This is a genomic window from Variovorax nivicola (genome assembly GCF_051216475.1).
Taxonomy (GTDB): Bacteria; Pseudomonadota; Gammaproteobacteria; order Burkholderiales; family Burkholderiaceae_C; genus Variovorax.
Genome location: NZ_JBPJZK010000010.1, coordinates 207762 through 231994 on the forward strand (window position 1 = coordinate 207762; position 24233 = coordinate 231994).

General features: G+C 66.8%; 18 protein-coding genes. 8 read left to right on the plus strand and 10 right to left on the minus strand.

Annotated features, from left to right (window positions below; all coding sequences use genetic code 11):
* Positions 1–25: 25 nt before the first annotated feature.
* Positions 26–793, plus strand: a complete 768-nt coding sequence (locus tag ACSFBF_RS30565) for a class II glutamine amidotransferase (RefSeq protein ID WP_435473586.1) — start codon at positions 26–28, stop codon at positions 791–793.
* Between the two features lie 117 nt (positions 794–910).
* Complete coding sequence (locus tag ACSFBF_RS30570) at positions 911–3127, plus strand: TonB-dependent receptor (protein WP_435473588.1); 2217 nt, start codon at positions 911–913, stop codon at positions 3125–3127.
* A 12-nt stretch (positions 3128–3139) separates the two neighbouring features.
* On the opposite strand, the gene gshB is transcribed toward ACSFBF_RS30570, so the two are convergent.
* The gene (gene gshB, locus ACSFBF_RS30575) at positions 3140–4099 is read right to left on the minus strand and encodes a glutathione synthase (RefSeq protein WP_093076974.1); all 960 of its coding nucleotides are present in this window, start codon (positions 4097–4099) and stop codon (positions 3140–3142) included.
* Between the two features lie 242 nt (positions 4100–4341).
* On the opposite strand from gshB, the gene ACSFBF_RS30580 reads away from it, so the two are divergent.
* Positions 4342–4770: a nuclear transport factor 2 family protein gene (locus ACSFBF_RS30580; protein WP_435473590.1), complete on the plus strand. Its 429-nt coding sequence runs from the start codon at positions 4342–4344 to the stop codon at positions 4768–4770.
* Positions 4771–4783: 13 nt separating this feature from the next.
* Entirely contained in the window at positions 4784–5707 is a 924-nt protein-coding gene (locus tag ACSFBF_RS30585; RefSeq protein ID WP_435473592.1) for a polysaccharide deacetylase family protein, read from the plus strand.
* Between the two features lie 17 nt (positions 5708–5724).
* Here the strand turns inward: ACSFBF_RS30585 and ACSFBF_RS30590 are convergent, their stop codons facing one another.
* The 6 genes from ACSFBF_RS30590 to leuS all read right to left on the minus strand — a co-directional run bounded on the left by ACSFBF_RS30590 (position 5725) and on the right by leuS (position 14854).
* The gene (locus ACSFBF_RS30590) at positions 5725–7593 is read right to left on the minus strand and encodes a potassium transporter Kup (protein WP_435473594.1); all 1869 of its coding nucleotides are present in this window, start codon (positions 7591–7593) and stop codon (positions 5725–5727) included.
* A gap of 179 nt (positions 7594–7772) precedes the next feature.
* Positions 7773–9095, minus strand: coding sequence for a glutamate--cysteine ligase (gene gshA / locus ACSFBF_RS30595; RefSeq protein WP_435473596.1), 1323 nt, complete (start codon positions 9093–9095; stop codon positions 7773–7775).
* Between the two features lie 97 nt (positions 9096–9192).
* Complete coding sequence (locus ACSFBF_RS30600) at positions 9193–10485, minus strand: glutamate-5-semialdehyde dehydrogenase (protein WP_093076969.1); 1293 nt, start codon at positions 10483–10485, stop codon at positions 9193–9195.
* A 79-nt stretch (positions 10486–10564) separates the two neighbouring features.
* Positions 10565–11638 (minus strand): DNA polymerase III subunit delta, encoded by a 1074-nt coding sequence (gene holA / locus ACSFBF_RS30605; protein ID WP_435473599.1) that lies wholly within the window; start codon positions 11636–11638, stop codon positions 10565–10567.
* A 28-nt stretch (positions 11639–11666) separates the two neighbouring features.
* On the minus strand, positions 11667–12212 hold the full coding sequence (locus ACSFBF_RS30610; protein ID WP_435473601.1) for an LPS-assembly lipoprotein LptE: 546 nt from the start codon (positions 12210–12212) through the stop codon (positions 11667–11669).
* 11 nt (positions 12213–12223) lie between these two features.
* Positions 12224–14854, minus strand: a complete 2631-nt coding sequence (gene leuS, locus ACSFBF_RS30615) for a leucine--tRNA ligase (RefSeq protein ID WP_435473603.1) — start codon at positions 14852–14854, stop codon at positions 12224–12226.
* Positions 14855–15015: 161 nt separating this feature from the next.
* Between leuS and ACSFBF_RS30620 the strand changes: the two genes are divergently transcribed.
* Positions 15016–15990: a Bug family tripartite tricarboxylate transporter substrate binding protein gene (locus ACSFBF_RS30620; RefSeq protein ID WP_435473605.1), complete on the plus strand. Its 975-nt coding sequence runs from the start codon at positions 15016–15018 to the stop codon at positions 15988–15990.
* A complete protein-coding gene (locus ACSFBF_RS30625; protein WP_435473607.1) occupies positions 15983–17062 on the plus strand; it encodes an NAD/NADP octopine/nopaline dehydrogenase family protein in 1080 nt (359 codons plus the stop codon). The genes ACSFBF_RS30620 and ACSFBF_RS30625 overlap by 8 nt, the downstream gene beginning before the upstream one ends.
* Here ACSFBF_RS30625 and ACSFBF_RS30630 read toward each other — a convergent pair.
* From ACSFBF_RS30630 to ACSFBF_RS30640, 3 genes are read right to left on the minus strand one after another with little or no spacing between them, the layout of a single operon-like run.
* Positions 17057–17653: a peroxidase-related enzyme gene (locus ACSFBF_RS30630; RefSeq protein ID WP_435473609.1), complete on the minus strand. Its 597-nt coding sequence runs from the start codon at positions 17651–17653 to the stop codon at positions 17057–17059. The two genes, ACSFBF_RS30625 and ACSFBF_RS30630, sit on opposite strands and share 6 nt — an antisense overlap.
* Entirely contained in the window at positions 17650–18162 is a 513-nt protein-coding gene (locus ACSFBF_RS30635) for a CMD domain-containing protein (protein ID WP_435473611.1), read from the minus strand. Before ACSFBF_RS30635 ends, ACSFBF_RS30630 begins: the two co-directional genes overlap by 4 nt.
* Positions 18163–18165: 3 nt before the next feature.
* The gene (locus ACSFBF_RS30640; protein WP_435473613.1) at positions 18166–19623 is read right to left on the minus strand and encodes an FAD-dependent oxidoreductase; all 1458 of its coding nucleotides are present in this window, start codon (positions 19621–19623) and stop codon (positions 18166–18168) included.
* Between the two features lie 131 nt (positions 19624–19754).
* Here ACSFBF_RS30640 and ACSFBF_RS30645 point away from each other — a divergent pair, with 131 nt between their 5' ends.
* Both ACSFBF_RS30645 and glgB read left to right on the plus strand, forming a co-directional pair.
* Entirely contained in the window at positions 19755–21422 is a 1668-nt protein-coding gene (locus ACSFBF_RS30645) for an alpha-glucosidase (RefSeq protein ID WP_435473615.1), read from the plus strand.
* Positions 21423–21427: 5 nt separating this feature from the next.
* Positions 21428–23602 carry a 1,4-alpha-glucan branching protein GlgB gene (gene glgB / locus ACSFBF_RS30650; RefSeq protein WP_435473617.1) on the plus strand — a complete coding sequence of 725 codons (2175 nt, stop codon included), beginning with the start codon at positions 21428–21430 and terminating at the stop codon, positions 23600–23602.
* The last annotated feature ends 631 nt before the right edge of the window (positions 23603–24233 follow it).

Below are 24233 nucleotides of genomic sequence, written 5' to 3' on the forward strand. Positions count from 1 at the left end.
GGGGAATCGCGGTCTAATTGCAGCCATGTGCCAATTGCTAGGGATGAACTGCAACACGCCGACCGACGTGACCTTCAGCTTCACGGGGTTCGCGCAACGCGGCGGCCGCACCGACCACCATGCCGACGGCTGGGGCATCGCGTTCTTCGAGGACCGCGGGCTGCGCCACTTCGTCGACCACCAGCCGGCGAGCGAATCGCCGGTGGCGGAGCTGATCCGGCGCTATCCCATCCAGAGCCGCAACGTCATTGCGCACATCCGCAAGGCGACGCAGGGCGAGGTCAACCTGCAGAACTGCCACCCGTTCGTGCGCGAACTGTGGGGGCGCTACTGGGTGTTTGCGCACAACGGCGATTTGAAGGAATTCCGTCCGCGCCTGCATGGCAACTTTCATCCGGTGGGCAACACCGACAGCGAACACGCCTTCTGCTGGATCATGCAGGAGCTGGCCAAGTCGCATGCGGGCGTGCCGAGCATCGAGGAGCTGACGCTCACGTTGCGCGAACTGGCGCCGCAGCTCGCGGGCCACGGCACCTTCAACTTCATGCTGTCCAACGGGCAGGCGCTGTGGGCGCATGCCTCGACCAACCTCTGGTACGTGGAGCGCCGCCACCCCTTCGTGACCGCGCAGCTGTCGGACGAAGACGTGGAAATCGACTTCGCGCAACACACCACGCCCAACGACCGCGTGGCCGTGGTCGTCACCGCGCCGCTGACCACCAACGAGACGTGGACGCCCTTCGCGCCGGGCGAGCTGCATGTGTTTGTGGACGGGCAGCGATCCGGGTTCTGACGCAGATGTGAGGCCTTTCGACCGACACTTTTTTGCAACATTGCAAGAAAGTATCAACGGATGAATGCAATTGAGTGAACAATAACCGTTCTCATTTGCATCTTATCTGGATCGTCCATGCCCGCTCCCCGCTTCTTCCTCCGGCCGACCGTGGTCGCGTCGCTGCTCGCGCTCAATACTGTGGCTGCCATGGCCCAAACCACCACTGCCGAGCCGGCTGCGGCAGCGGCCAGCGGCACGCTCTCCACGGTGACCGTGGAAGCCAGCGCCGATGCATCGGCCGAAGGCCTGACCAAGCCCTATGCGGGCGGCCAGGTGGCGCGCGGCGGACGGGTCGGCATCCTGGGCAACCAGGACATGATGAGCACGCCTTTCTCCAGCACCAACTACACCAACGAGCTGATCCAGGACCAGCAGGCCAAGAGCGTGGCCGACGTGCTGCTGAACGATCCGTCGGTGCGCCAGGCGCGTGGCTTCGGCAATTTCCAGGAGCTGTACGTCGTGCGCGGCTTTCCCGTCTACTCGGACGACGTCTCGTACAACGGCCTCTACGGCATGCTGCCGCGCCAGTACATCGCTTCTGAATTCTTCGAGCGCGTGGAAGTGTTCCGCGGTGCCAACACCTTCCTGAACGGCGCCGCGCCCGGCGGCAGCGGCATCGGCGGCGCGATCAACCTGCTGCCCAAGCGCGCACCCAACGAGCCGCTCACCCGCGTCGGCTTCGGCGTGCAGACTGGCGGCCAGGGCTTCGTCAACCTCGACCTGGCACGCCGCTTCGGCCCCGACGACAGCCTGGGCATTCGCGTGAATGCCGTGCGCCGCGAAGGCGGCACCGGCGTGAAGAACGAAAGCCAGCAGCTCAGCGCCTTCGGCGTGGGCCTCGACTGGCACAACCGCAATGTGCGTCTGTCGGCCGACTTCGGCTACCAGGACTACGACCTGAAGGACGGCCGCCCGAGCCTGACGCCCTCGTCGACGCTGCCGATTCCCCGCGCGCCCGACGCCCGCACCAACTTTGCCCAGCCCTGGACCTACGCGAAGGAAAAAGACAAATTCGCCACCTTCCGCGGCGAAGTCGACATCACCGACAACATCACCGCCTGGGCTGCTGGCGGCGTGCGTCGCAGCAACGAAGACAACGTGCTGTCGAACCCGACACTCATCGACGCGTTTGGCAACACCAGCAACACGCGCTTCAGCAACACCCGCAAGGACCGCATCGGCACGGCCGAACTGGGCGTGCGCGGCAAGTTCACCACCGACTCCGTAAAGCACACCCTTGTGGTCTCGGCGGCCAAGTACAGCAACGATCGCGACAACGCTTACACCACCTCGTCAGCCCTCGCGCCCCTGCGCAACAATATCTACGCACCATACGCATCACCCTATCCGTTTGCGAACAGCGTCACGGCCAACACGTTGGACAACCCGCGGCTGACCGACAAGATCGACACATCGAGCATTGCCATCGCCGACACCATGTCGTTCATGGACGACCGCCTGCTCGTCACGCTCGGCGCGCGCCGCCAGACCATCGAGCAGACCAGCTTCGCCTACACCACGCTCAGGCAGACGAGCACCTACGACAAGAGCAAGACCACGCCGGTGGCCGGTGTCGTATTCAAGATCACGCCGACCGTCTCGGCCTACGCCAACTACATCGAAGGCCTCGTCAAGGGCAACGTCGCGGGCACCACCGTGAACAACCGCCCCGTCACCAATGCCGGCGAAATCTTCGCGCCGTACCAGGCCAAGCAGAAGGAAATCGGCGTCAAGTACGACGGCGGCACGCTCGGTGCCAGCGCCGCGTTCTTCACCACCGACCAGCCGACGTACTACTACTCGGGCCAGACCTACGGCCTGTACGGCAAGCAGCGCAACCAGGGCCTCGAGTTCTCGGTGTTCGGCCAGCCCACCAAGGGCCTGCGCCTGCTCGGCGGCCTGACGCTGCTCGATGCCAAGCAGAAGAACACGCAAGGCGGCGCGACCGACGGCCTCACCGCCATCGGCGTGGCCAAGCAGCAGGCCAACCTCGGCGCCGAATGGGACGTGCCCGGCGTGCGCAACCTGTCGCTGAACGCCCGCGTGCTGTACACCTCGAAGCAGTACGCCAACGCCACCAACACGCAGTCGGTGCCGTCGTGGACGCGCTTCGACATCGGCGCGCGCTACCTGGTCGACCTCGGCAACGGCCGTGCGCTCACGCTGCGCGCGCGCATCGACAACCTGTTCAACAAGTCGTACTGGGCCTCGGTGGGCGGCACGCAGGGCAGCAACTACCTGGTGCTCGGCGCACCGCGCACCCTCGCGGTGAGCGGCACCATCGACTTCTGATCGACCGCTGCGTCAGCGGCCCTGCTTGCGCAGGGTCTCTTCCAGCGCATCGATGAACATCGCCGGCACGTCGAAGCCGGTCTGCTCGGTGATTTCCTGGAAGCAGGTCGGGCTGGTCACGTTGATCTCGGTCACCGAATCGCCGATCACGTCGAGCCCGATCAGCAGCAGCCCGCGCGGCGCGAGCGCACGGCCCACAGTCTCCGCGATCTCGCGGTTGCGCGCGGTCAGCGGCTGCGCCACGCCCTTGCCGCCGGCCGCCAGGTTGCCGCGCACCTCGGTGCCCTGCGGAATGCGCGCCAGCACGAAGGGCGCCGGCTCGCCCGCAATGATCAGGATGCGCTTGTCGCCCTGCACGATCTCGGGCACGAAGCGCTGCACCATGATCGTCTCGGCGCCATCCTTGTTGAGCGTCTCGACGATGGAGCCGAGGTTCAGCGCGTCCTGCCGCACGCGGAAGATGCCCATGCCGCCCATGCCGTCGAGCGGCTTCAGGATGATGTCGCCGTGCTCGGCGTGGAAGTCGCGCACGGCCTGCGAGCTGCGCGTTACCAGCGTGGGCGTGGTGAACTGCGGAAACTCCATGATCGCGAGCTTCTCGGGGTGGTCGCGAAGCGCGCGCGGCTTGTTCACCACCTGCGCGCCTTCGCGCTCGGCCTGCTCCAGCAGGTGCGTGGCGTAGATGTACTCGGCGTCGAAGGGCGGGTCCTTGCGCATCAGCACGGCGTCGAAGTCCTTCAGCGCCTTGGCCTCGGTGATGTCGACGCTATACCAATCTTTCGGGTCGCCGGTCAGCGTGATCTGCTGCACCGTGGCCGTGACCACGCCGCCCGACTTCCACTGAATGTCCTGCGGCAGGCAGGCCGCGATGCGGTGGCCGCGGCGCTGCGCCTCGCGCATCATCGAGAAGGTCGTGTCCTTGTAGATCTTGAAATGATCGAGCGGATCGGCGACGAAGAGGATGTTTTTCATCAGGCGTTCTTTCTTGCGTTGCCAGGAGCGGCGGGCACTGGGGTATCGGGCGCGATGTTGCCGGAAGCGGCGATGTCCTTGCCGGGCGGGGCCTTTTCGAGCGATTGTGCCGGGAGGCCGGCAGCACCAGATTGTCAACAATCTGAGTTCCACAATGTCAACAATCAGGCACGGGAATTGCACGAACCCAGTCGCGATATCCCGCCGTGCACCGCCACGGCCCACAAAGACTGGAGAACATCGTGACCGCCTCCGTTTCGCAGACCGCCCCCACGCTCGACCCCGCCGCCGTGGTTGACGAGTTCCTTCGCCTGGTGATGATTCCCGACCCGCAGTCGGCCTCCCGCTTCACCGCGCCCGACATCCGCATCCGCTTCACCGGCAACCGCCCGATGCAGGCGCCCGGCGACACCTCGGCCTTCAATGCCAAGCGCTATGCCTGGGTGAAGAAGAAGATCGAGCGCACCGAGACGGTGACCGGCGGCACGCCCGAGGAAACGGTGGTCTACAGCCTCGGCACGCTCTACGGTGCATGGCCCGACGGCACGGCCTTCGAGGGCAATCGCTATGTCGACCGCTACGTGGTGCGCCATGGCCTGATCGTGCAGATGGACGTGTGGAACGACAGCGCCGAATGGCTGCTGATACGCGCCGGCCTCGCGGTGCTGTGACGAGGCCGCGAGCATGACGACGCGCTGGCCCGACCGGCTCCCTACGCACGACCGCTTCGACTACCGGCCCATCACGCGGCGGCCCGACTACGTGTGGCCGAACGGCGCGCGGCTGGCGGTGTACATCGGCTTCAACGTCGAGCACTTCGCCTTCGGCGACGGGCTGGGCGCATGCATCGGCCCGGCCTCGCCGCAGCCCGACGTGCTCAACCACGGCTGGCGCGAATACGGCAACCGCGTCGGCGCGTGGCGCTGCCTCGAGCTGTTCGATGCGCTCGCGCTGCCCACCGGCGCGCTCGTCAACACCGCGCTGTACGACCACTGCCCCGAGTTGGTCCAGGCGCTGGTGGCGCGCGGCGACGAGCTGATCGGCCACGGCCACAGCAACGCCGAACGCCAGGGCGCGCTCGACGAAGTGCACGAGCGAGCGCTGCTGCAGCGCTGCCGCGAACGCATGGTGCGCGAGAGCGGTCAGGCGCCCACCGGCTGGCTCTCGCCATGGATCTCGGAGAGCGCCGTCACGCCCGACCTGCTGGCCGAGACCGGCTACAGCTACACGCTCAACTGGTGCCACGACGACCAGCCGCTGCGCATGCGCACGCGCGGCGGCGGCTCGCTGTGGTCGGTGCCGTATCCGCAGGAGCTCAACGACATCCCGATGATCGTCGGCCGCCTGATGGACGCGAAGGACTTCGGCGCGATGGTGATCGACAACTTCGAGGAGATGCTCGAACAGTCACGCACGCAGCCGCTGGTGATGGGCCTGGCGCTGCATCCGTACATCGTGGGCCAGCCCTACCGGCTGCGGCACCTGCGCACCGCGCTCGCGCACCTGGCGCATGCGCGCGACCGGGGCGACATCTGGTTAACCACGCCGGGCGCGATCGCCTCGCACGTGGAACAGCTCGCGAGGGAGCGGCCGGGGGAATTCGACTGAGGCGCCCTGCCCAAGCCTCAAATCTCGATCTTCGACCCCAGTTCCACCACCGCGTTGTTCGGCAGCCCCAGGAACGCCGCCGCCCCGCTCGCGTTGTGGTGCATCTGCGCGAACAGCTTCTCGCGCCACGGTGCCATGCCGCTGCCGAGCGTCGGGATCACGACGTCGCGCGACAGGAAGTAGCTGGTCGTCATCGGCTCCAGCTGGCAACCGCGCATGCGCGCGTTGTCGAGCGCGCGCGGCAGGTCGATGTCGTTCTTGAAGCCGTAGTGCACGATGATCTGCCAGCAGTGGTGGCCCAGCGCCTCGATCTCGATGCGCTTGTCCATCGGAATCCACGGCACCTCGTGGTTGCGCACGGTGACGAACATGTTCTGCTCGTGCAGCACCTTGTTGTGCTTCAGGTTGTGCAGCAACGCATTCGGCACAGTGCCCGGCTCGGCCGTGAGAAACACCGCCGTGCCGTCGACGCGCGCCGGCGGGCTCACGAACACCGAGTCGAGAAAGGACTTCAGGTCGATCGCGTCGGCGTGCTGCGCCTCGCCCATCAGGCGGCGGCCTTCCTTCCAGGTCATCATCAGCGTGAAGACGAAGCCGCCAATCAGCAGCGGGAACCAGCCACCTTCGAACAGCTTGAGCAGGTTCGACGCGAAGAACAGGAAGTCGACCACGAAGAAGACTGCCGTCGATGCGATGCACAGCGCCAGCGGCAGCTTCCACGCGTAGCGGATCACGAAGAAGGTCAGCACCGTGGTGATCAGCATGTCGGTGGTCACGGCAATGCCGTAGGCCGCGGCCAGGCTGCTCGACGAGCGGAACATGACCACCGCCAGCACGATGGCCACGAACAGGCCCCAGTTGACCAGCGGAATGTAGATCTGCCCCGCGGTGCGCACGCTGGTGTGCTCGATGTTCAGGCGCGGCAGGTAGCCCAGCTGGATGACTTGGCGCGTGACGCTGAAGGCGCCCGTGATGAGGGCCTGCGACGCGATCACCGTGGCCGCCGTGGCCAGCAGCACCAGCGGAATGAGCGCCCATTCGGGCGCCATCATGAAGAACGGGTTCTTCACCGCCTCGGGGTTCTCCAGCAGCAGTGCGCCCTGGCCGAAGTAGTTGAGCGTCAGCGCCGGCATCACGACCGAGAACCACGCAATGCGGATCGGGCTCTTGCCGAAGTGGCCCAGGTCGGCGTACAGCGCCTCGGCGCCGGTCACGCACAGCACGGTGGCGCCCAGCAGGATGAAGCTGGTGCCCGGGTTGTCCCACATGAACTTCAGCGCATAGAACGGGTTCAGCGCCTTCAGGATCTCGGGGTGGTGCAGGATCTGCGACACGCCAAGCACGGCAATCACAAGGAACCACACCAGCGTGACCGGCCCGAAGAACTTGCCGATGCCCGCCGTGCCGCGCTTCTGCACCACGAAGAGGCAGAACAGCACGACCAGCGTGAGCGGAATCACGTAATGCGTGAAGTGCGGCGACACCACCTCCAGGCCCTCGACTGCCGAGAGCACCGAGATGGCCGGGGTGATGACCCCGTCGCCATAGAAGAGCGAAGTGCCGAAGATGCCGACCACCAGCAGCAGGTGGCGCAGCCTGGGCTTGTCGGCCACCGCGCGGGAGGCCAGCGCCAGCATGGCAACCAAGCCGCCCTCTCCTTCGTTGTCGGCCCGCAGCACGAGCACGACGTACTTGATGGAGACGATGACGGTGAGCGTCCAGAAGAACATCGAGAGGATGCCGTAGACGTTCTCGACAGTGAACGGCACGTGGCCGTGGCCGAACACTTCCTTGACGGCATACAGCACGCTGGTGCCGATGTCGCCATAGACGACGCCGATGGCGCCGACGATGAGGCCGGCTGAGAGATTTTTGGGGGCTGACACGAAGTCGATGGGAAAAGGGCAGGCTGCTGGAATCGACGCGTCAGACACGCCGGGGCGAGGCAAGTGCGAACTTTAGTCCACTCGCGTCACCCTCCCGCCCTTTTGTTTCCGTTGCTGTGGGGCCGCTATTTTGCCGTTGCTTGTGGTCGGCGCAAGCCGCCACAAGCCGCCCCCGGCAATCATTCGTAGATTTCGGCGTCCGGGTCGGTCGCTTCCATCTCGTAGCTGGCAGCCACCATGGCCAGCCGGCCGACCACGCCATACATGTAGAAGCGGTTGGGCGCACTGGCGCCAGGCTTGGCGCCGGGCTGTGGCAAGTGCGCACTTTCAGAGAAAGCCAGCGGCACGAAGCTCGCGCCCGGCAGCTTCAGGTTTTCGTCAGCGGCGCGCTCGGCATGCACGCGGTAAAAACCGCCGACAACGTAGCGATCCATCATGTAGACCACCGGTTCGGCCACGCCGTTGTGCACGCGCTCGTTGGTGAGCACGCCTTCCTGGACGATCAGCTCGGTGGGTTCGCGCAGCTCGCGGCCGGCGCCGGCCTTGCTGGCCGGGGCGCTGCTGGCGGTGCCGCGCGGCTTGCCGATCAACGCCTCGACGTCCTTGGCATCGCGCACCGTCACCACGCCCGGGCTGCCGCTGCCGCTGTGGCCGCCCTTGACGACCACGAACGGCTTCTCGTTGATGCCGTATTCCTTGTACTTGCGGCGCACCTTGGTCAGCACCGCATCCACATGGCTGGTCAGCACGTCAATGCCGCGGCCCTCGGCCACGTCCACGCCTTCGGCACGCGCATAGATCGGGTTGATGAGCCAGGGGTCGATGCCCAGCAACTTGCCGAGGCGCTTGGACAGTTCCTCGTAGCTGTGCAGGTGGTTGCTCTTGCGACGCACAGACCAGCCTGCGTGCAGCGGCGGCAGCAGATACTGCTCGTGCAAATCCTCGAGGATGCCGGGCGTTCCTGCAGAAAGCTCGTTGTTGAGCAAAATTGTGCAGGGATCGAAGTTCTTCAGACCCAGTCGGCGCTTGCTGCGCACCACCGGTTCGAGCGTCACGGTCTCGCCGTTCGGCAGTTCGATCTTCTTGGGCGACTTGATGGCTGGGTCGATCGACCCGATGCGCACGTTGAGCCCCGCCATGTGGAAGATGCGCACCAGTTGCGCGACGTTGGCGAGATAAAAGGTATTTTTGGAGTGATTTTCCGGAATGACGAGCAGGTTGCGCGCTTCCGGACAAATCTTCTCGATGGCCGCCTGCGCGGCCTGCACCGCCAGCGGCAGCATCTCCTTGGTGAGATTGTTCCAGCCACCCGGAAAGAGGTTGGTATCGACCGGAGCCAGCTTGAAGCCGGCGTTGCGGATGTCGACGGCGCTGTAGAACGGCGGCGTGTGCTCCATCCACTCGAGCCGGAACCAGCGCTCGATGGCGGGCATCGAGTCGAGCACCCGCTGCTCCAGTTCGTTGATCGGGCCGGTCAGGGCGGTGACGAGATGCGGAACCATGCGGCGGCCTTGTTGGTTTTGTGCTTAAAGGTGGAGCGGAATTGTAGGATTTGGGGATGGCCGCCCCAATGACAAGACCGCACGCGGGCGCATCGGATCAGGTCCGGACTTCGCCCTGCCCCAGCACCACGTACTTGAGCGAGGTCAGTCCTTCGATGCCCACCGGGCCGCGGGCGTGGAACTTGTCGGTGCTGATGCCGATTTCGGCGCCCAGCCCGAACTCGAAGCCATCCGCGAAGCGTGTGCTCGCATTGACCATCACGCTGGCCGAATCGACCTCGCGCAGGAAGCGTTGCGCATGCACGTGGTCGCGCGTGACGATGGCATCGGTGTGGTGGCTCGAGTAGCGGTTGATGTGCGCAATGGCCTCGTCCACGCCGGCCACCACCTTGATGCTGATGACGGCGGCCAGGTATTCCTCGGACCAGTCGGACTCGACCGCATCGACCACCCGGGCCTTCGGATCGAGCGCCTCGTCGGCGCGCAGGATGGCGGCGGCAGCCGGGTCACAGCGCATTTCCACACCCTTGGCCGCGAAGATGGCGGCGATCTCGGGCAGGAAGTCGTCCGCCACCGACGCCGACACCAGCAGGCCTTCGGCGGCGTTGCAGGGGCTGTACTTCTGGGTCTTGGCGTTGTCGACGATGCGCAGCGCCATGTCGAATTCGGCCGTGTCGTCCACGTAGACGTGGCAATTGCCGTCCAGATGCTTGATGACCGGCACCTTGGCGTCGCGGCTGATGCGCTCGATCAGCCCCTTGCCGCCGCGCGGAATGATCACGTCGACGAACTCGGGCATGGCGATCAGCTGGCCGACGGCCTCGCGGTCGGTGGTCTGCACCAACTGCACCGCCTCGACCGGCAGGCCGGCTTCGGCCAGTGCCTCCGACACTAGCAGCGCCAGCGCCTTGTTCGACTCGATGGCTTCCGAGCCGCCGCGCAGGATGGCCGCGTTGCCGCTTTTGATGGCCAGGCTCGCGGCCTCGATGGTCACGTTGGGCCGGCTCTCGTAGATCATGCCGAACACGCCGATCGGCACGCGCATCTGGCCCACGCGGATGCCGCTGGGCTGCTGCTTCATGCCGATGATCTCGCCGATCACGTCGGCCATGCCGGCGAGCTGCTCGCAGCCCAGGGCTACGGTCTCGATGACCTTGGGCGTGAGCTTGAGGCGGTCGACCATCGGAGCCGAGAGGCCTGCGGCAGTGGCGCGTTCCAGATCCTTCTGGTTGGCGACGGCCAGCACCGGGCCGGCTTCGCGCAGGCGCCGGGCCAGCGCCTTCAATGCTATGTTTTTGGTAGCTGCATCCGCACGGGCCATGAGGAATGCAGCGGCTTTGGCTTGCAGACCCAGTGTCTGCATGTGCTCGCTGACGTTGAACGCGTTCATGCGCTCATTTTCCCACGCCGACCTGTGACCCGGCTTACACGGGCCTTTTGATGGCTGGAGCCATCGTGCCCGGGCCGGATCAGGCGCGTCGCGGAGCGGCCGCCGCGCTGCTACAGGCGCGGCACAGCATCAGCGCCAGCCGCTGCAGGGCCTGCCAACCGCTGGCGGGCCAGTCAGGCTGCTTCAGCCCCTTCACGATGCCGTCCACCACATGCGCCGAGCGCAGCAGCCGGGTCAGCATGCGGTCGTCCAGCCGCGGCAGCACGCGCTCGAAGGCGCGTTCGCGCGGGCCCCAGATGCGGTTCTCGCGCAGCGCCATCGGCAGCGGGCGTCCCGAGGCCATCGCGTCCTTCACGCGCTTGAGCGCGCGGATGTCCTCGGCAATCGTGTAGTGCACCAGCACCTCTGCCTCGCCCTCGGCCTGCAGGCCGTCGAGCATGCGCGCCACGCGCTGCGGATTGCCGGCCAGCACGGCTTCGGAGAGCTTGAACACGTCGTAGCGCGCCACGTTATTGACCGCGCCTTCGACCTGCTCCCAGCTCAGTTCGCCGGCCGGATGCAGCAGCGCGAGCTTCTGGATTTCCTGGTGCGCGGCGAGCAGGTTGCCCTCCACGCGATCGGCAAAGAACTGCAGCGTGCGCTGGCCTTCGTCGCCGGGCATCACTCGCTGCCCTTGCTGGCCCAGGCGCTGCGCGATCCATTGCGGCAGCACGTTGCGCTCGATCGGGTCGACCTGGATGCTCGCGCCGTTGTTCTCCAGCGCCGAGAACCAGGCGCCGGTGCGCGTGGCCTTGTCCAGCCGCGGCAGCATCACCAGCGTGAGCGTGCTGTCGTTGCCGGGCGCGGACTCGGCCAGCTGCTGCAGGGCCGCGCTGCCGTCCTTGCCGGGCTTGCCCGAGGGAATGCGGATCTCGACGATCTGCTTGTCGGCGAACAGCGAGAGCGAGCCCCCGGCCGCGAGCACCGCGCTCCAGTCGAAGTGCGCGCCGGCCACGGTGTACGAGCTGCGCTCGGTGTAGCCCTGCGTGCGCGCGGCGGTGCGGATGGCGTCGGCCGCTTCCTGCGCGAGCAGCGGCTCGTCGCCGTGGATCGTGTAGAGCGGCTTCAGGCCCTTCTGCAGGTGGGCCCCGAGCTGGGCGCTGGCAAGTTGCATGGAAATGGAATGACCGGAGCGCGCGGGCTCAGATTTCCTTGACGGCTGCCAGGCGGCGCATCAGCTGCTGCGCGATGTCCGACTGCATGTCGCGGAACAGCAGGTCGGCCTCGCCTTCCTTGGCCAGCGCGTTGGTTTCGTTGAAGCTCAGGTCGCGCGTCTGCGAGACGTCGGTGGCCGGCAGCAGGTCTTTACCGCCCGGCGTGCGCAGTCGGAAACGCACCTTCAGCTGAAGCTGCAGCTCGCGCACCAGGCCGGCCGAGTTGGTCGAGATCACGATGCGGTTGCGGTCCTCGCTCAGGATCTCGAGCACCACGTCGGCGGTAGAGGCCGGTGCCGGGCTGCCGGCGACGGACGGTTCAGGCGTCACCACCGTCACGGTGCCCGTCGCCCGCAGCTCGCGCCGGATCTGGTTGATGATGGCCGAGTTGCCCGACACCTGCAGCGTCTTGAACGCGAAGACAGGCGCCTTGCGCAGCTCGAAGCCGCAACCGGCCAGGCCGAGCGAAGCGCCCGCCGCCGTCAATCCGAGAAGAAAGCCGCGGCGCGGCAGCGAGACATTGCGAGTGTTCATGCTTGAGTCGTTCAAAGGACCACGTTGACCAGACGGCCGGGAACCACGATCACGCGCTTGGGCGGCGCGCCTTCGGCGAAGTTGACGAAATCGTCGCAGGCGAGCGCGAGCTTCTCGATCTCGTCCTTCGATGCGCCGGCCGGCACGCTGAGCTTGCCGCGCAGCTTGCCGTTGACCTGCAGCATGAGTTCGATCTCGTCCTGCACCAGCGCACCGACGTCGACCACGGGCCAGGGCGCATCGAGCAGGCCGCCCAGATCCTTGTCGTAGCCGAGTTCGTTCCAGAGCTGCTGGGCGATGTGCGGCGTGGCCGGGTAGAGGCAGCGCAGCAGGATGCCGAAGCCCTCGCGCAGCGCTGCCGCGTCGCCCGCGCTGCCGTCGGACTTGAAGCCTTCCAGCGCGTTGAGCAGCTTCATCGCGCCCGACACCACCGTGTTGTATTGCATGCGCTGGTAGTCGTAGTCGATCTGGCGCAGCACGGTGTGCACCTCGCGGCGCAGCGCCTGTGCATTCTTGCCGTACGCCGGTGGCCCTCCCAGGGTCACAGGCTGTTCCGCCTGCGCCACGCCGAAGTTCCACACCCGGCGCAGGAAGCGGTAGCTGCCTTCGACGGCCGCGTCGTTCCACTCGAGCGTGGCTTCGGGCGGCGCGGTGAACATGGTGTACAGGCGCGCGGTGTCGGCGCCGTATTTCTCGATCAGGTCCTGCGGGTCGACGCCGTTGCGCTCGCTCTTGCCCATCTTGCCGACGCCGCCGTATTCGACCTTCGTGCCGTCGGCGGTGGTGCCGCCGGTGATGCGGCCCTGCGCATCGAGCACCGTCGTGACTTCGCTGGGCGGGAAGTAGTCCTTGCCGCCCTTTTCATTGCGCTTGTAGAAGATTTGGTTGAGCACCATGCCCTGCGTCAGCAGCTTGCTGAAGGGCTCGTCGGCCTTCACGAGGCCAAGGTCGCGCATCACCTTGGTCCAGAAGCGCGCGTACAGCAGGTGAAGAATCGCGTGTTCGATGCCGCCGATGTACTGGTCCATCGGCATCCAGTAGTCGGCGCCGCCGGCCACCATCGCCTCTTCGTTCTTCGGGTCGCAGTAGCGCATGAAGTACCACGACGAATCGACGAAGGTGTCCATCGTGTCAGTCTCGCGCCGCGCGGGCTTGCCGCAGACGGGGCAGACCACGCCGGCATGGAAGCCTTCATGCTTGTGCAGCGGGTTGCCCGAGCCGTCCGGCACGCAGTCGGTGGGCAGCACCACGGGCAGGTCTTTCTCGGGCACCGGCACCGCGCCGTGTTCGTCGCAATGGATGATCGGGATCGGCGTGCCCCAGTAGCGCTGGCGGCTCACGCCCCAGTCGCGCAGGCGCCAGGTGGTCTGCAGCTCGCCCAGGTCCTTCTGGCCCAGCGCATGCGCCACGGCGGCCACGGCCTCCTTGTGCGACATGCCGCTGAAGTTGTCGGAGTTGATGGTCACGCCGCGCTGTTTGTCACCGTACCAGTCCTGCCACTTGTGATAGTCGAAGTGCGGCTCGTCGTCGATCAGCACCACCTGGATGATCTCGATGCCGTACTTGTTGGCGAAGGCGAAGTCGCGCTCGTCATGCGCGGGCACGCCCATCACGGCGCCGTCGCCGTAGCCGATCAGCACGTAGTTGCCGACCCACACCGGCACCTGCTCGTCGGTGATCGGGTGCTTGACGGTCAGGCCGGTGGGCACACCCTTCTTCTCTTGCGTGGCGAGCTCGGCCTCGGTGGTGCCGCCGCTCTTGCACTCCTCGATGAAGGCCGCGACCTTGGGGTCGAGCGTGGCGGCGTGCGCGGCCAGCGGATGCTCGGGCGCCACGGCGCAGAAGGTCACGCCCATGATGGTGTCGGCACGCGTGGTGAACACGTACATGCGGCCGTCCTGGATCAGCTTGCCGCTCGCGTCCTTGATGTCATGCGTGAAGGCGAAGCGCAGGCCCTCGCTCTTGCCGATCCAGTTTTCCTGCATCAGCTTGACGCGCTCGGGCCAGCCCGGCAGCTTGTGCTGGGTGTGTTCGAGCAGTTCCTCGGCGTAGTCGCTGATCTTCAGGTAGTAGCCCGGGATCTCGCGGCGCTCGACCGTGGCGCCGGTGCGCCAGCCCTTGCCGTCGATCACCTGCTCGTTGGCCAGCACGGTCTGGTCGACCGGGTCCCAGTTGACGACCTGGGTCTTGCGGTAGGCAATGCCCTTTTCGAGCATCTTCAGGAACAGCCACTGGTTCCACTTGTAGTAGCTGGGGTCGCAGGTGGCGATCTCGCGGCTCCAGTCGATGGCCAGGCCCATGGCCTGGAGCTGGCCCTTCATGTAGGCGATGTTCTCGTAGGTCCACTTGGCCGGCGGCACGCCGTTCTTCAGCGCCGCGTTCTCGGCCGGCAGGCCGAAGGCGTCCCAGCCCATGGGCATCAGCACGTTGTAGCCGCTCATGCGCAGGTGGCGCGTGAGCATGTCGTTGATCGTGTAGTTGCGCACATGGCCCATGTGCAGCTTGCCGCTGGGGTACGGCAGCATCGAGCAGGCGTAGTACTTCTTGCGGCTCGTGTCCTCGGTGACGCGGTAGGCATCGGCGGCGCTCCATTGCGCCTGGGCAGCGGACTCGACGTCGCTGGGTTTGTAGCTGGGATTCATGGCGGTTCGGCAAGAGCCCGGCGCAAGGCGGCCGGGAACGCGGGATTATCGCGCCCGGGCGAAAGCCCCGGCCGGCAGACTCTAGACTCGGGGCACGTAACCTGCGTGTTGCGCGGGTAACGCCTGCCGCCCGGCAGGTTTTTCGCACCGCCTGGAACACCATGAAACTGCGCCTGAAATACCTCGCCCTGGGCCTGGCCACCGCCGCCGGCCTCGCCGCCACGCCTCTGTGGGCACAGCAGAACGACAAGCCCCTGCGCATCGTCGTGCCCTTCGCCACCGGCGGCGCGCAGGACGTGATCGCGCGCTACCTGGGCGCCAAGCTCACCGACAAGCTGGGCCAGCCCGTCATCATCGACAACAAGGCCGGTGCCGGCGGCATCGTGGCCGCCGACGCGGTGGCCAAGGCGACCGACGGGGCCACGGTGCTGCTGGCCACCGGCGGCGCGATCACCATCGCGCCCCACCTGCAGCCCAAGCTCCCCTACGACCCGGTGCACGAACTGGTGCCGGTGGCCCTGGTGGCCGACACGCCGATGACGCTGTCCGTGCGCACCGAGAGCCCCTACAAGACGGTGGCCGACGTGCTGCGCGACGCCAAGGCCAGGCCGGGCCAGGTGACCTATGCCTCAACCGGCAACGGCACCGTCTCGCACCTGACCGGGGCGCTGCTGGCGCAGGCGAGCGGCACGAACCTGCTGCATGTGCCCTACCGGGGCGCCGCCCCCGCCATGACAGACCTGCTGGGCGGGCAGGTCGCGACCATCGTGACCAGCGTGGCCTCGATCGAACCCATGGTCGCCAGCGGCAAGGCGCGCGTGCTCGGCACCTTCTCCCGGGTTTCCCTTCCCAGCATGGGCTCGGCCCCGACCATCGGCGAGGCCACCGGTCTGCCGGGGATGGAAGTGCCGGTCTGGGTCGGCGTGATGGCGCCCTCGCGCATGCCGGCGGCAAGCGTCGAGAAGCTGTCAGCGGCACTGATCGAGGTTTGCAATCTGCCAGAGACGAAGCAGCGCTTCGCCCAGTTGGGTGCGGTGAACACCTGTGGCGGCCCGGCTGCCTTGGGCAAGGTCGTGACGGAAGACAGCCAGCGTTGGGCCAAAGTCATCAAGCAGGGCGGGATCAAGGTTGACTGAGGTTTCGGGCGCAAAGTACCGCGTCGGCATCGCCGGTACCGGGGCGATCGCGCTGGCCAGCGCGGCATGGCTGCGGCAGGCGGGCCACGGCGTCACCATGTGGTCGCCAGGCGGCCAGGGCGCCGAGGCCCTGCGCACGCAGGCATTGGAGGCCAGCGGCATCCAGTCGTTTTCAGTGACCGTCGAAGTCGCCGACGACGCGGCCGGGCTGTGCGCGGCCTCCGACGTACTGCTGCTGGCCCTGCCGGTCAACGGCCACAAGCGCGTGATGGATGCGTTGCTGCCCTCCCTGCGCGACGGCCAGACTGTGATCGTCAGTTCGATGGCCTCGCTGTCGTCGCTGTATCTCCATGAAGCAGCCAGCCGCGCCGGCCGGCAGATCACCGTCGCCAGCTTCGGCACCACCGTTCTGACCGCGCGCCGCGAGTCCGGCACGCAGGTCAGAGTGATGACGCGGCGCAAGGCCATCGGCGTCTCCGCCCTGCCCGGCTCGAAAGTCGGCGAGGCCGTCGCACTGTGCACCGCCCTCTTCGGCGACGGCTTCTCCGCGCAAGACAGCGCCCTTGCCAGCGCCCTGGCCAACGTCAACCCACAGTCGCACGGCCCGCTCGCGGTCTTCAACTGGACCCGCATCGAGCGCGCCGAGAACTGGCCGCAGTACCACTGCATGACGCCCGGCGTGTCGCGCGCAATCGAGGCGCTTGACCAGGAGCGCCGCGCCGTGGCGACAGCCTTCGGCATCGAGCTCGGCCCCATCGAGGCGCACTTCGCGCGCTCTTTCGGCACCACGTCGGAAAAGCTCGAAGACATCGCCGCCGAGTTGCACGCCAAGCGCGGCGGCCCGCCCGGCCCCACGCAAACCGACACCCGCTACGTGACCGAAGACATGCCCTACGGCCTGGTGTTCGTCGAGGCGCTGGGCGCCATCGCCGGCGTGCCGACGCCCGCGACGCGCACCATCGTGGATGCCGCCTCGCTGGTCAACGGCGTCGACTTCCGCAGCGAGAACGATTTGCTCGAACCGCTGGGCCTGGCGAACGAAACCGTCGCCGGGCTGCTCGCGCGCCTATGACGCGGCAGCTTCGGGGAACACCGGCTCCCCGAGGTTGAGCATCAGCCGGTTGGCCCAGGCGAAGATGGCAACCGAATGGATCAGGTCGAGGATTTCCAGCTCGCTCAGCCCGACCTCCTTCAACCCGCGCATGTCGTCGGCCGAGACCTTGTCCGGCTCCGCACCGAGCCTGATCGAAAACTCGACGATGGCCTTCTCGCGCGCAGTGGTGCCGGCGCCCGCGGGCTCCTCGAACACCTGCGAAATCACGTCGTTGCGCTTGGCCAGCTGCTCGAAGCGCTGCGCATGCACCGAGGCGCAGTACACGCAGCCGTTGACGCGCGACTCCACCGTGGCGCCCAGTTCGCGCTCGGCGCGCGGCATGCCGCCCGGCGCGAACATGATCGCGTTGAAGGCAATGGAGCGCTGCAGCAGTATCTCGGGCTGGTGCGCCAGCACCAGAAAGTACGGCGAGGTGCGCGCCTGCGGGCTCATCTCGTCCAGCGCGGCCAGCTGCGCCGGCGTGGCGGTGTCGACGTTCACCGTGTCGAGCCACGGCTTCCACTTCAGCACCTCGGTGGTAAAGCCCTTGATGCGGATCGGAGCCGTCATGCCGAGACCTCCACTGCAGCCAGCGCCTTCAGGCCCGCGGCGACGCGAATCTGGTACGACAGGAAAGCAATCAGCTGGCTCATCGCCACGATGGCGGGCGTCGACAGGCCGCTGTCGGCCAGCGACTGCACGGCAGCCCTGTCGCCCTCGATGGGGCGCTCGATCAGCTTGCCGGTGAAGGCCAGCACGGCCTGAAGGCGCGCATCGGCCACGGGCTTGCCGGCGTCCACCGCCGCCGTCACGGCGCTGTCCGCGCCTTCGGCCGCCAGCCGGTCGCGGTAGTGCGCGGCCAAGCTGTCCGCCTTCGACACGCGGCAGGCATGCAGCGCCACGAGCAGCCGCTCGTTCACCGACAGGCCTTCGACGGCCGGGGAAAACATCGCGTCGTAGCTGCCTTGCGTGGCGGCGACGACCTTTTCGCGCTGGCGGCGCAGCGCCCAGGTGGGGTGGTCCGCTGCCAGCGGTACGGCGGCATCGATCACATCGGAAGTGGGAGTGCTTGTTGTCATGGTTCAGTTTCTTTCCTGAGGCGGCAGCGCGGGCGTCCATTCGTCGCCGAAGAGTTCCGGCTCGGCATAGGCCTCGAGGTTGGCGTAGTGGTGGTCGAAGTCTTCGCGGTAGAACAGGCTGGCGATGCCGCTCGCAAGCCGCTTGGCGCCATCGCTGATGGCCGGGATGTCGCCCGACACCGTGCCGTGCGACAGCGCCGCCGGGTAGCAGAAGCAGTGGATGCGCCCGAGCCCCGGGCATTCGCCCGGCACGCGCTCCTGGAATTCGAAGACCGGCCCGAGGTCGGGCGAGTCGGCCAGTTCCTGGTCTTCGTCGCCGGGTGCGGGTACGAAGCGGTCTTGCCAGGTGCGCACGTGGGCGGCGATGCCGTCGAACTCGGGGCGGTTCGGCCAGTCAACCTTGAAGCCGGTCGAGACGATGAGGAAGTCGAATTCGAAATCGCCCTTCGGCGTCGACACGCGCATCGAATCGCCCTTCGGCTCGATGGCCAGGATCGGGCAGCCGAAGTTGAAGAAGGCATTGGCGTGCCCCGAGACCCGCAGCGTGCTGCCGTGCGGCGGCGGCACATTCGCCACGTTGATGTAGTGACGGATGCGCCATTTGAGTTCGTCGGGCAAGTCGTAGTGGCCCTGTGTGAGCCCCGGCACGCCCGCGCCCTTGCCCTTGTTGACGCGCGGCAGGTCGGGCCGCCGGATCAGCAGCTCGACGCTGTGCGCGCCGGCCTCCAGCGCGGTGCCCGCGCTGTCCATGGCCGAGGAGCCCGCGCCGACCACGCCCACGCGCAGGCCCTTGAGCTGGCCGTAGTCCATCTCGTCGGAGGAATGCGCCCATTTCGAACGCGGGAGCGCGTTGACGAAAACGGGAATGGCCGGCCCGCCAAGGCCGTCGCGCCCGGTGGCGAGGACGACGCGGCGCGCCAGCACGCTGCGTTCGCCTTGCGGCGTGCGCAGGTCGAGGCGCACGCCGGTCGCGTCAGGCAAGGGGTGGATGCCGGTCACAGTCATGTCGTTGCGCACGTCCACACCCATCACGCGGCGATACCAGACCAGGTAGTCCATCCACTGCAGGCGCGGGATCTTGTCCATCGCCGTCCAGGCCTCCAGCCCGAACTGGGCCTCGAACCACGCACGGAAGGTGAGCGACGGCAGGCCCAGCGCGGGACCGGTGAGTTCCTTGGGCGAGCGCAGCGTCTCCATGCGCGCCGTGGTCGCCCAGGGGCCTTCACTGCCCGCGGGCGAGCGGTCGAACACCACCGCGCGGATGCCCTGCTGCGCCAGCGCCACCGCGGCAGCCAGGCCGGCCTGCCCGCCGCCGATGACGACCACGTCGAGCATCGGCTCACCGTCAACCTGCCGCGCGGGCATCCAGTTGCGCCCGGGCCAGCCGAGGTATTCGAGGTCTTGGGCGAGCCGCGCTTCGAGTGCGGCGAGGGAAGAAGAGGCGGAATCTGATGTCGTCATTTTGAAAAGCGGGAGCGGCGCCCAGTGTAGAAAGCTTCACGGGTCTTCGCGCCATGCACCACTGCCCCGCACCTGCGTATCACTGGCCCGAATTTCGCATGCCACAATGATTTCAGACCACAGGGGCCGGCATGGGCAGCAGTACCGACAGCAATGAATGGTGGCGCGGCGCGGTGATCTACCAGATCTACCCGCGCAGCTTCATGGACAGCGACGGCGACGGCATCGGCGACCTGCCGGGCATCACGTCCCGGCTCGAGCACGTGGCCAGCCTCGGCGTCGATGCCATCTGGGTTTCTCCCTTCTTCCGTTCGCCGATGAAGGACTTCGGCTACGACGTGGCCGACTACCGCGCGGTCGACCCGATGTTCGGCACGCTGGCCGACTTCGACGCCATGCTGGCGCGGATGCACGAACTGGGCCTGAAGCTAGTCATCGACCAGGTGCTGTCGCACACATCCGACCAGCACGCCTGGTTCGCTGAAAGCCGCAGCAGCCGCGACAACCCCAAGGCCGACTGGTACGTGTGGGCCGACCCCAAGCCCGACGGCACGCCGCCCACCAACTGGCTGTCGGTGTTCGGCGGTTCAGCCTGGCAGTGGGACTCGCGCCGGCGGCAGTACTACCTGCACAGCTTTCTTGCCGAGCAGCCTGACCTCAACTTCCATTGCCCCGAAGTGCAGGAAGCACTGCTGGGCGAGGTGTGCTTCTGGTGCGAGCGCGGCGTGGACGGCTTTCGCTTCGACGCCTGCAACCACCAGTTTCACGATGCGCTGCTGCGCGACAACCCGCCGGCCTCGCTTGCGTCGATCGACGAAGTCAGCACGGTGCGCGCCGACAACCCCTACGCGATGCAGCAGCACTTGTACGACAAGAGCCAGCACGAGAACCTGGCGTTCCTCGAAAGCCTGCGCAAGTTGCTCGACGGCTACGGCGCGGTGGCGCTGGGCGAGGTCGGCGACGAGAACGCGCCGCCCGTCATGGCGCAGTACACCGACCGCGGCAAGCGCCTGCACCAGGCCTACAGCTTCAGCCTGCTGACGGCCGACCACAGCCCCCAGCACCTGCGCCACCAGGTCGAGGCCCTTGACGAGGCGCTCGAACCCACGAGCGGCTGGGGCTGCTGGGCGATGTCGAACCACGACGTGCCGCGCGTCGCCACGCGCTGGAGCGACGGCGGCGCACCCGACACGCGCCGCGACCGGCTCTGGCTGACGCTGCTGCTCGCGCTGCGCGGCAGCGCCAGCATCTACCAGGGCGAAGAACTGGGCCTGCCCGAGGCCGAAGTGCCGTTCGAATTGCTGCAAGACCCCTACGGCCGCGCCTTCTGGCCCGAGTTCAAGGGCCGCGATGGCTGCCGCACGCCGATGCCATGGACCACCGAGGCGCCAAACGGCGGCTTCACCACCGGCGCGCCCTGGCTGCCGGTGTACGGCCCCCACCTGCCGCTGGCCGTCGAACGGCAGGCCGCGGACCCCGGTTCGATGCTGGCCTTCAGCCGTACGCTGCTGCACTGGCGGCGCACACAGCCGCTGCTGCACACCGGCCGCATCCGCTTCATCGACGCGCCCGAGCTCCTGCTGCATTTCGAGCGAAGCGACGGGCAGCACTCGCTGCAGGCGGTCTTCAACTTCGGGAGCGAGCCGGTATCGATGCCGTTGCCCGATGGGCTGATGCCTCTCGTCGGACAGCCGCTTGCGCCGACCGCCGTCATGCGGGTCTCAGATGAAAAGCGCATGCTGACGCTGTCGCCATATGGCGTCTTCTTCGGCACGCCCGCCGTTGAAGGACGAAGCTGACCACCATGCCCTTGAAGCCGCTGCCCGAGTCCGAAGTCCATGCACTGATGCGCGCGGAGCACGGCGATCCGTTTGCCGTACTGGGCCCGCATGAGACCTCCGAAGGGCTGGAAGTTCGTGCGCTGCTGCCCGGCGCGCAGCACGTGGCCGTGGTGCATTCGCGCACCGGCTGGCCGCTTTCCATCCTCGCGCGGCACGAAGGCTCGGACCTGTTCAGCGGGCTGGTGCCGGCGGCCGAGGCCCGGATGGGCTACTCGTTCCAGGTCGACTGGGAGGTGCACACCTCGCGGCTCGAAGACCCGTATCGCTTTCCGTTCGTGCTCGGCGAAACCGATGTGTGGCTGCTGGCCGAGGGCACGCACCTGCGGCCGTGGGAGCGGCTGGGCGCGCACCTGCGCGAGATGAACGGCGTGAAGGGCGTGGCCTTTGCGGTGTGGGCGCCGAATGCGCGGCGTGTGTCGGTAGTCGGTAATTTCAACAACTGGGACGGCCGGCGCCACATGATGCGGCTGCGCCGCGAGTGCGGCGTGTGGGAGATCTTTGCGCCGCACGTGACTGTTGGCGACAGCTACGAATTCGAGATCCTGTCGGCGCAGGGTGAGGTGCTGCGCAAGGCCGACCCCTTCGCTTTCTCGTCGCAGCTGCGGCCCGACACGGCCTGCGTGGTGCAGCCCCTGCCCGCGCCGGTGAAGATGCCCGAAGGCCGCGCCGCCGCGAACGGGCGCGATGCGCCGATCAGCATCTATGAAGTGCACCTGGGCTCATGGCGCCGCAAGAACGGCGGCCACGAATGGCTGGACTACCGCGATCTGGCCGACACGCTGGTGCCCTACGTTCGCGACCTGGGCTTCACGCACATCGAGCTGCTGCCGATCACCGAGCACCCCTTCGACGGCTCATGGGGCTACCAGCCGATCGGGCTGTACGCGCCAACCTCGCGCTTCGGCACGCCGGGCGACTTCCGGCACTTCGTCGAGGCCGCGCACGCGGCCGGGCTGGGTGTGATCCTCGACTGGGTGCCCGCGCACTTTCCGACCGATTCGCACGGCCTCGGCCGTTTCGACGGCACCGCGCTGTACGAGTACGCCGACCCGCGCGAGGGCTTCCACAACGACTGGCAGACGCTGATCTTCAACTACGCGCGCACGGAGGTACGCAACTACCTGGTCGGCAATGCGCTGTACTGGCTGGAGCGCTACGGCGTGGACGGCCTGCGCGTGGATGCGGTGGCTTCGATGCTGTACCGCGACTACAGCCGCAAGGCCGGCGAGTGGGTGCCGAACGTGCTCGGCGGACGCGAGAACCTGGAGGCCATCGACTTCCTGCGGCGCATGAACCGCGTGGTGGGCGTCGAACGGCCGGGGGCGGTGACGCTCGCTGAGGAGTCGACGAGTTTCCCCGGCGTGACCCGTCCGCCTGAAGACGGTGGGCTGGGGTTTCACTACAAGTGGAACATGGGGTGGATGAACGACACGCTGGCGTATGCGGGCACCGATCCGGTCTACCGCAAGCACCATCACCAGCAGATCACCTTCGGGCTGATGTATGCGCACAGCGAGAACTTCGTGCTGCCGCTGTCGCATGACGAGGTGGTGCACGGCAAGGGCTCGCTGATCGGGCGCATGCCCGGGGACGAGTGGCAGAGGTTTGCTGGCTTGCGCAACCTGTACGGGTACCTCTGGGCGTATCCCGGCAAGAAGTTGTTGTTCATGGGGGGCGAGTTCGCGCAGTACGCGGAGTGGAATGCGGACCGCGGCCTGGACTGGCATCTGCTGGAGCACGCCTCTCATCAGGGGGTGCGGCGGCTGGTGCGCGACTTGAACAACGTGTATCGGCACTTTCCTGCGTTGCATGAGCTTGACCATGACGGGGCGGGGTTCGAGTGGATCGTGCATGACGATGCGGATCAGTCGGTGTTTGCGTTTGTTCGGCGGGGGCGGGATGGGGCGTTTGTTGTGGCTGTTTGCAACTTCACGCCTGTGCCTCGGCATGGGTATCGGTTGGGGGTGCCTGTTTCGGGTTCCTACCGGGAGGTCATCAATACGGATGCTTCGATCTATGGGGGGAGCGGCGTGGGGAACGGGGTTGTGGAAAGTGCTCCTGTGCCTTGGCATGGGAAGGCGGATTCGATTTCGATCAGCGTGCCTCCGTTGGCTACTGTGATGTGGGTGTTGGCTTGAGTTGCCTGAGTCTGGTTTGCTTCCCGAGGCCGGGTCTCGGCCCGGCGGCCGACTCACTTTCTTTTGCTTCGCCAAAAGAAAGTAAGCAAAGAAAAGGCGACCCTACTGTCTGCGTCCCTGCGCTTCGCTACGGGCAACCTGCGGTGCTCGACGTAGACGGGGGTCCGCAGAACTCGCTTCGCTCAAACAGCTGCGGCCCTGATCCCGTCTACGTCTGCGCTCCTCGGCGCAGCCAGAAGGGATTGGGGAACCCAGCAGGCCATCGCTTCGCTCGGCCTCAGAACATCCAACAGCCAACACCAACCACCGCAGGCGCAAAGCGCCTGCGGTGGCCTCGTGGCCGAGCGAAGCAAAGGCCCGTGCACTTTCCCCTCCCCTCTGGCTGCGCCGAGGAGCGCAGCGTTTCGCGGATCAGGGCTCGCCCTTGTTTGAGCGAAGCGAGTTTGGGCGAGACCCCGCGAAACGCGAGCACCACAGGTTGCCCCTTCGCTACGCGAAGGGGTCGCAGACAGTGGGGTCGCCTTTTCTTTGCTTACTTTCTTTTGGCGAAGTGTATGGACCGGGGACCTTGGAAACAGGTGTGCGCGGACATAGGAAACACTTTCGAGGTCGAGACGACCGAGGAAGAGCC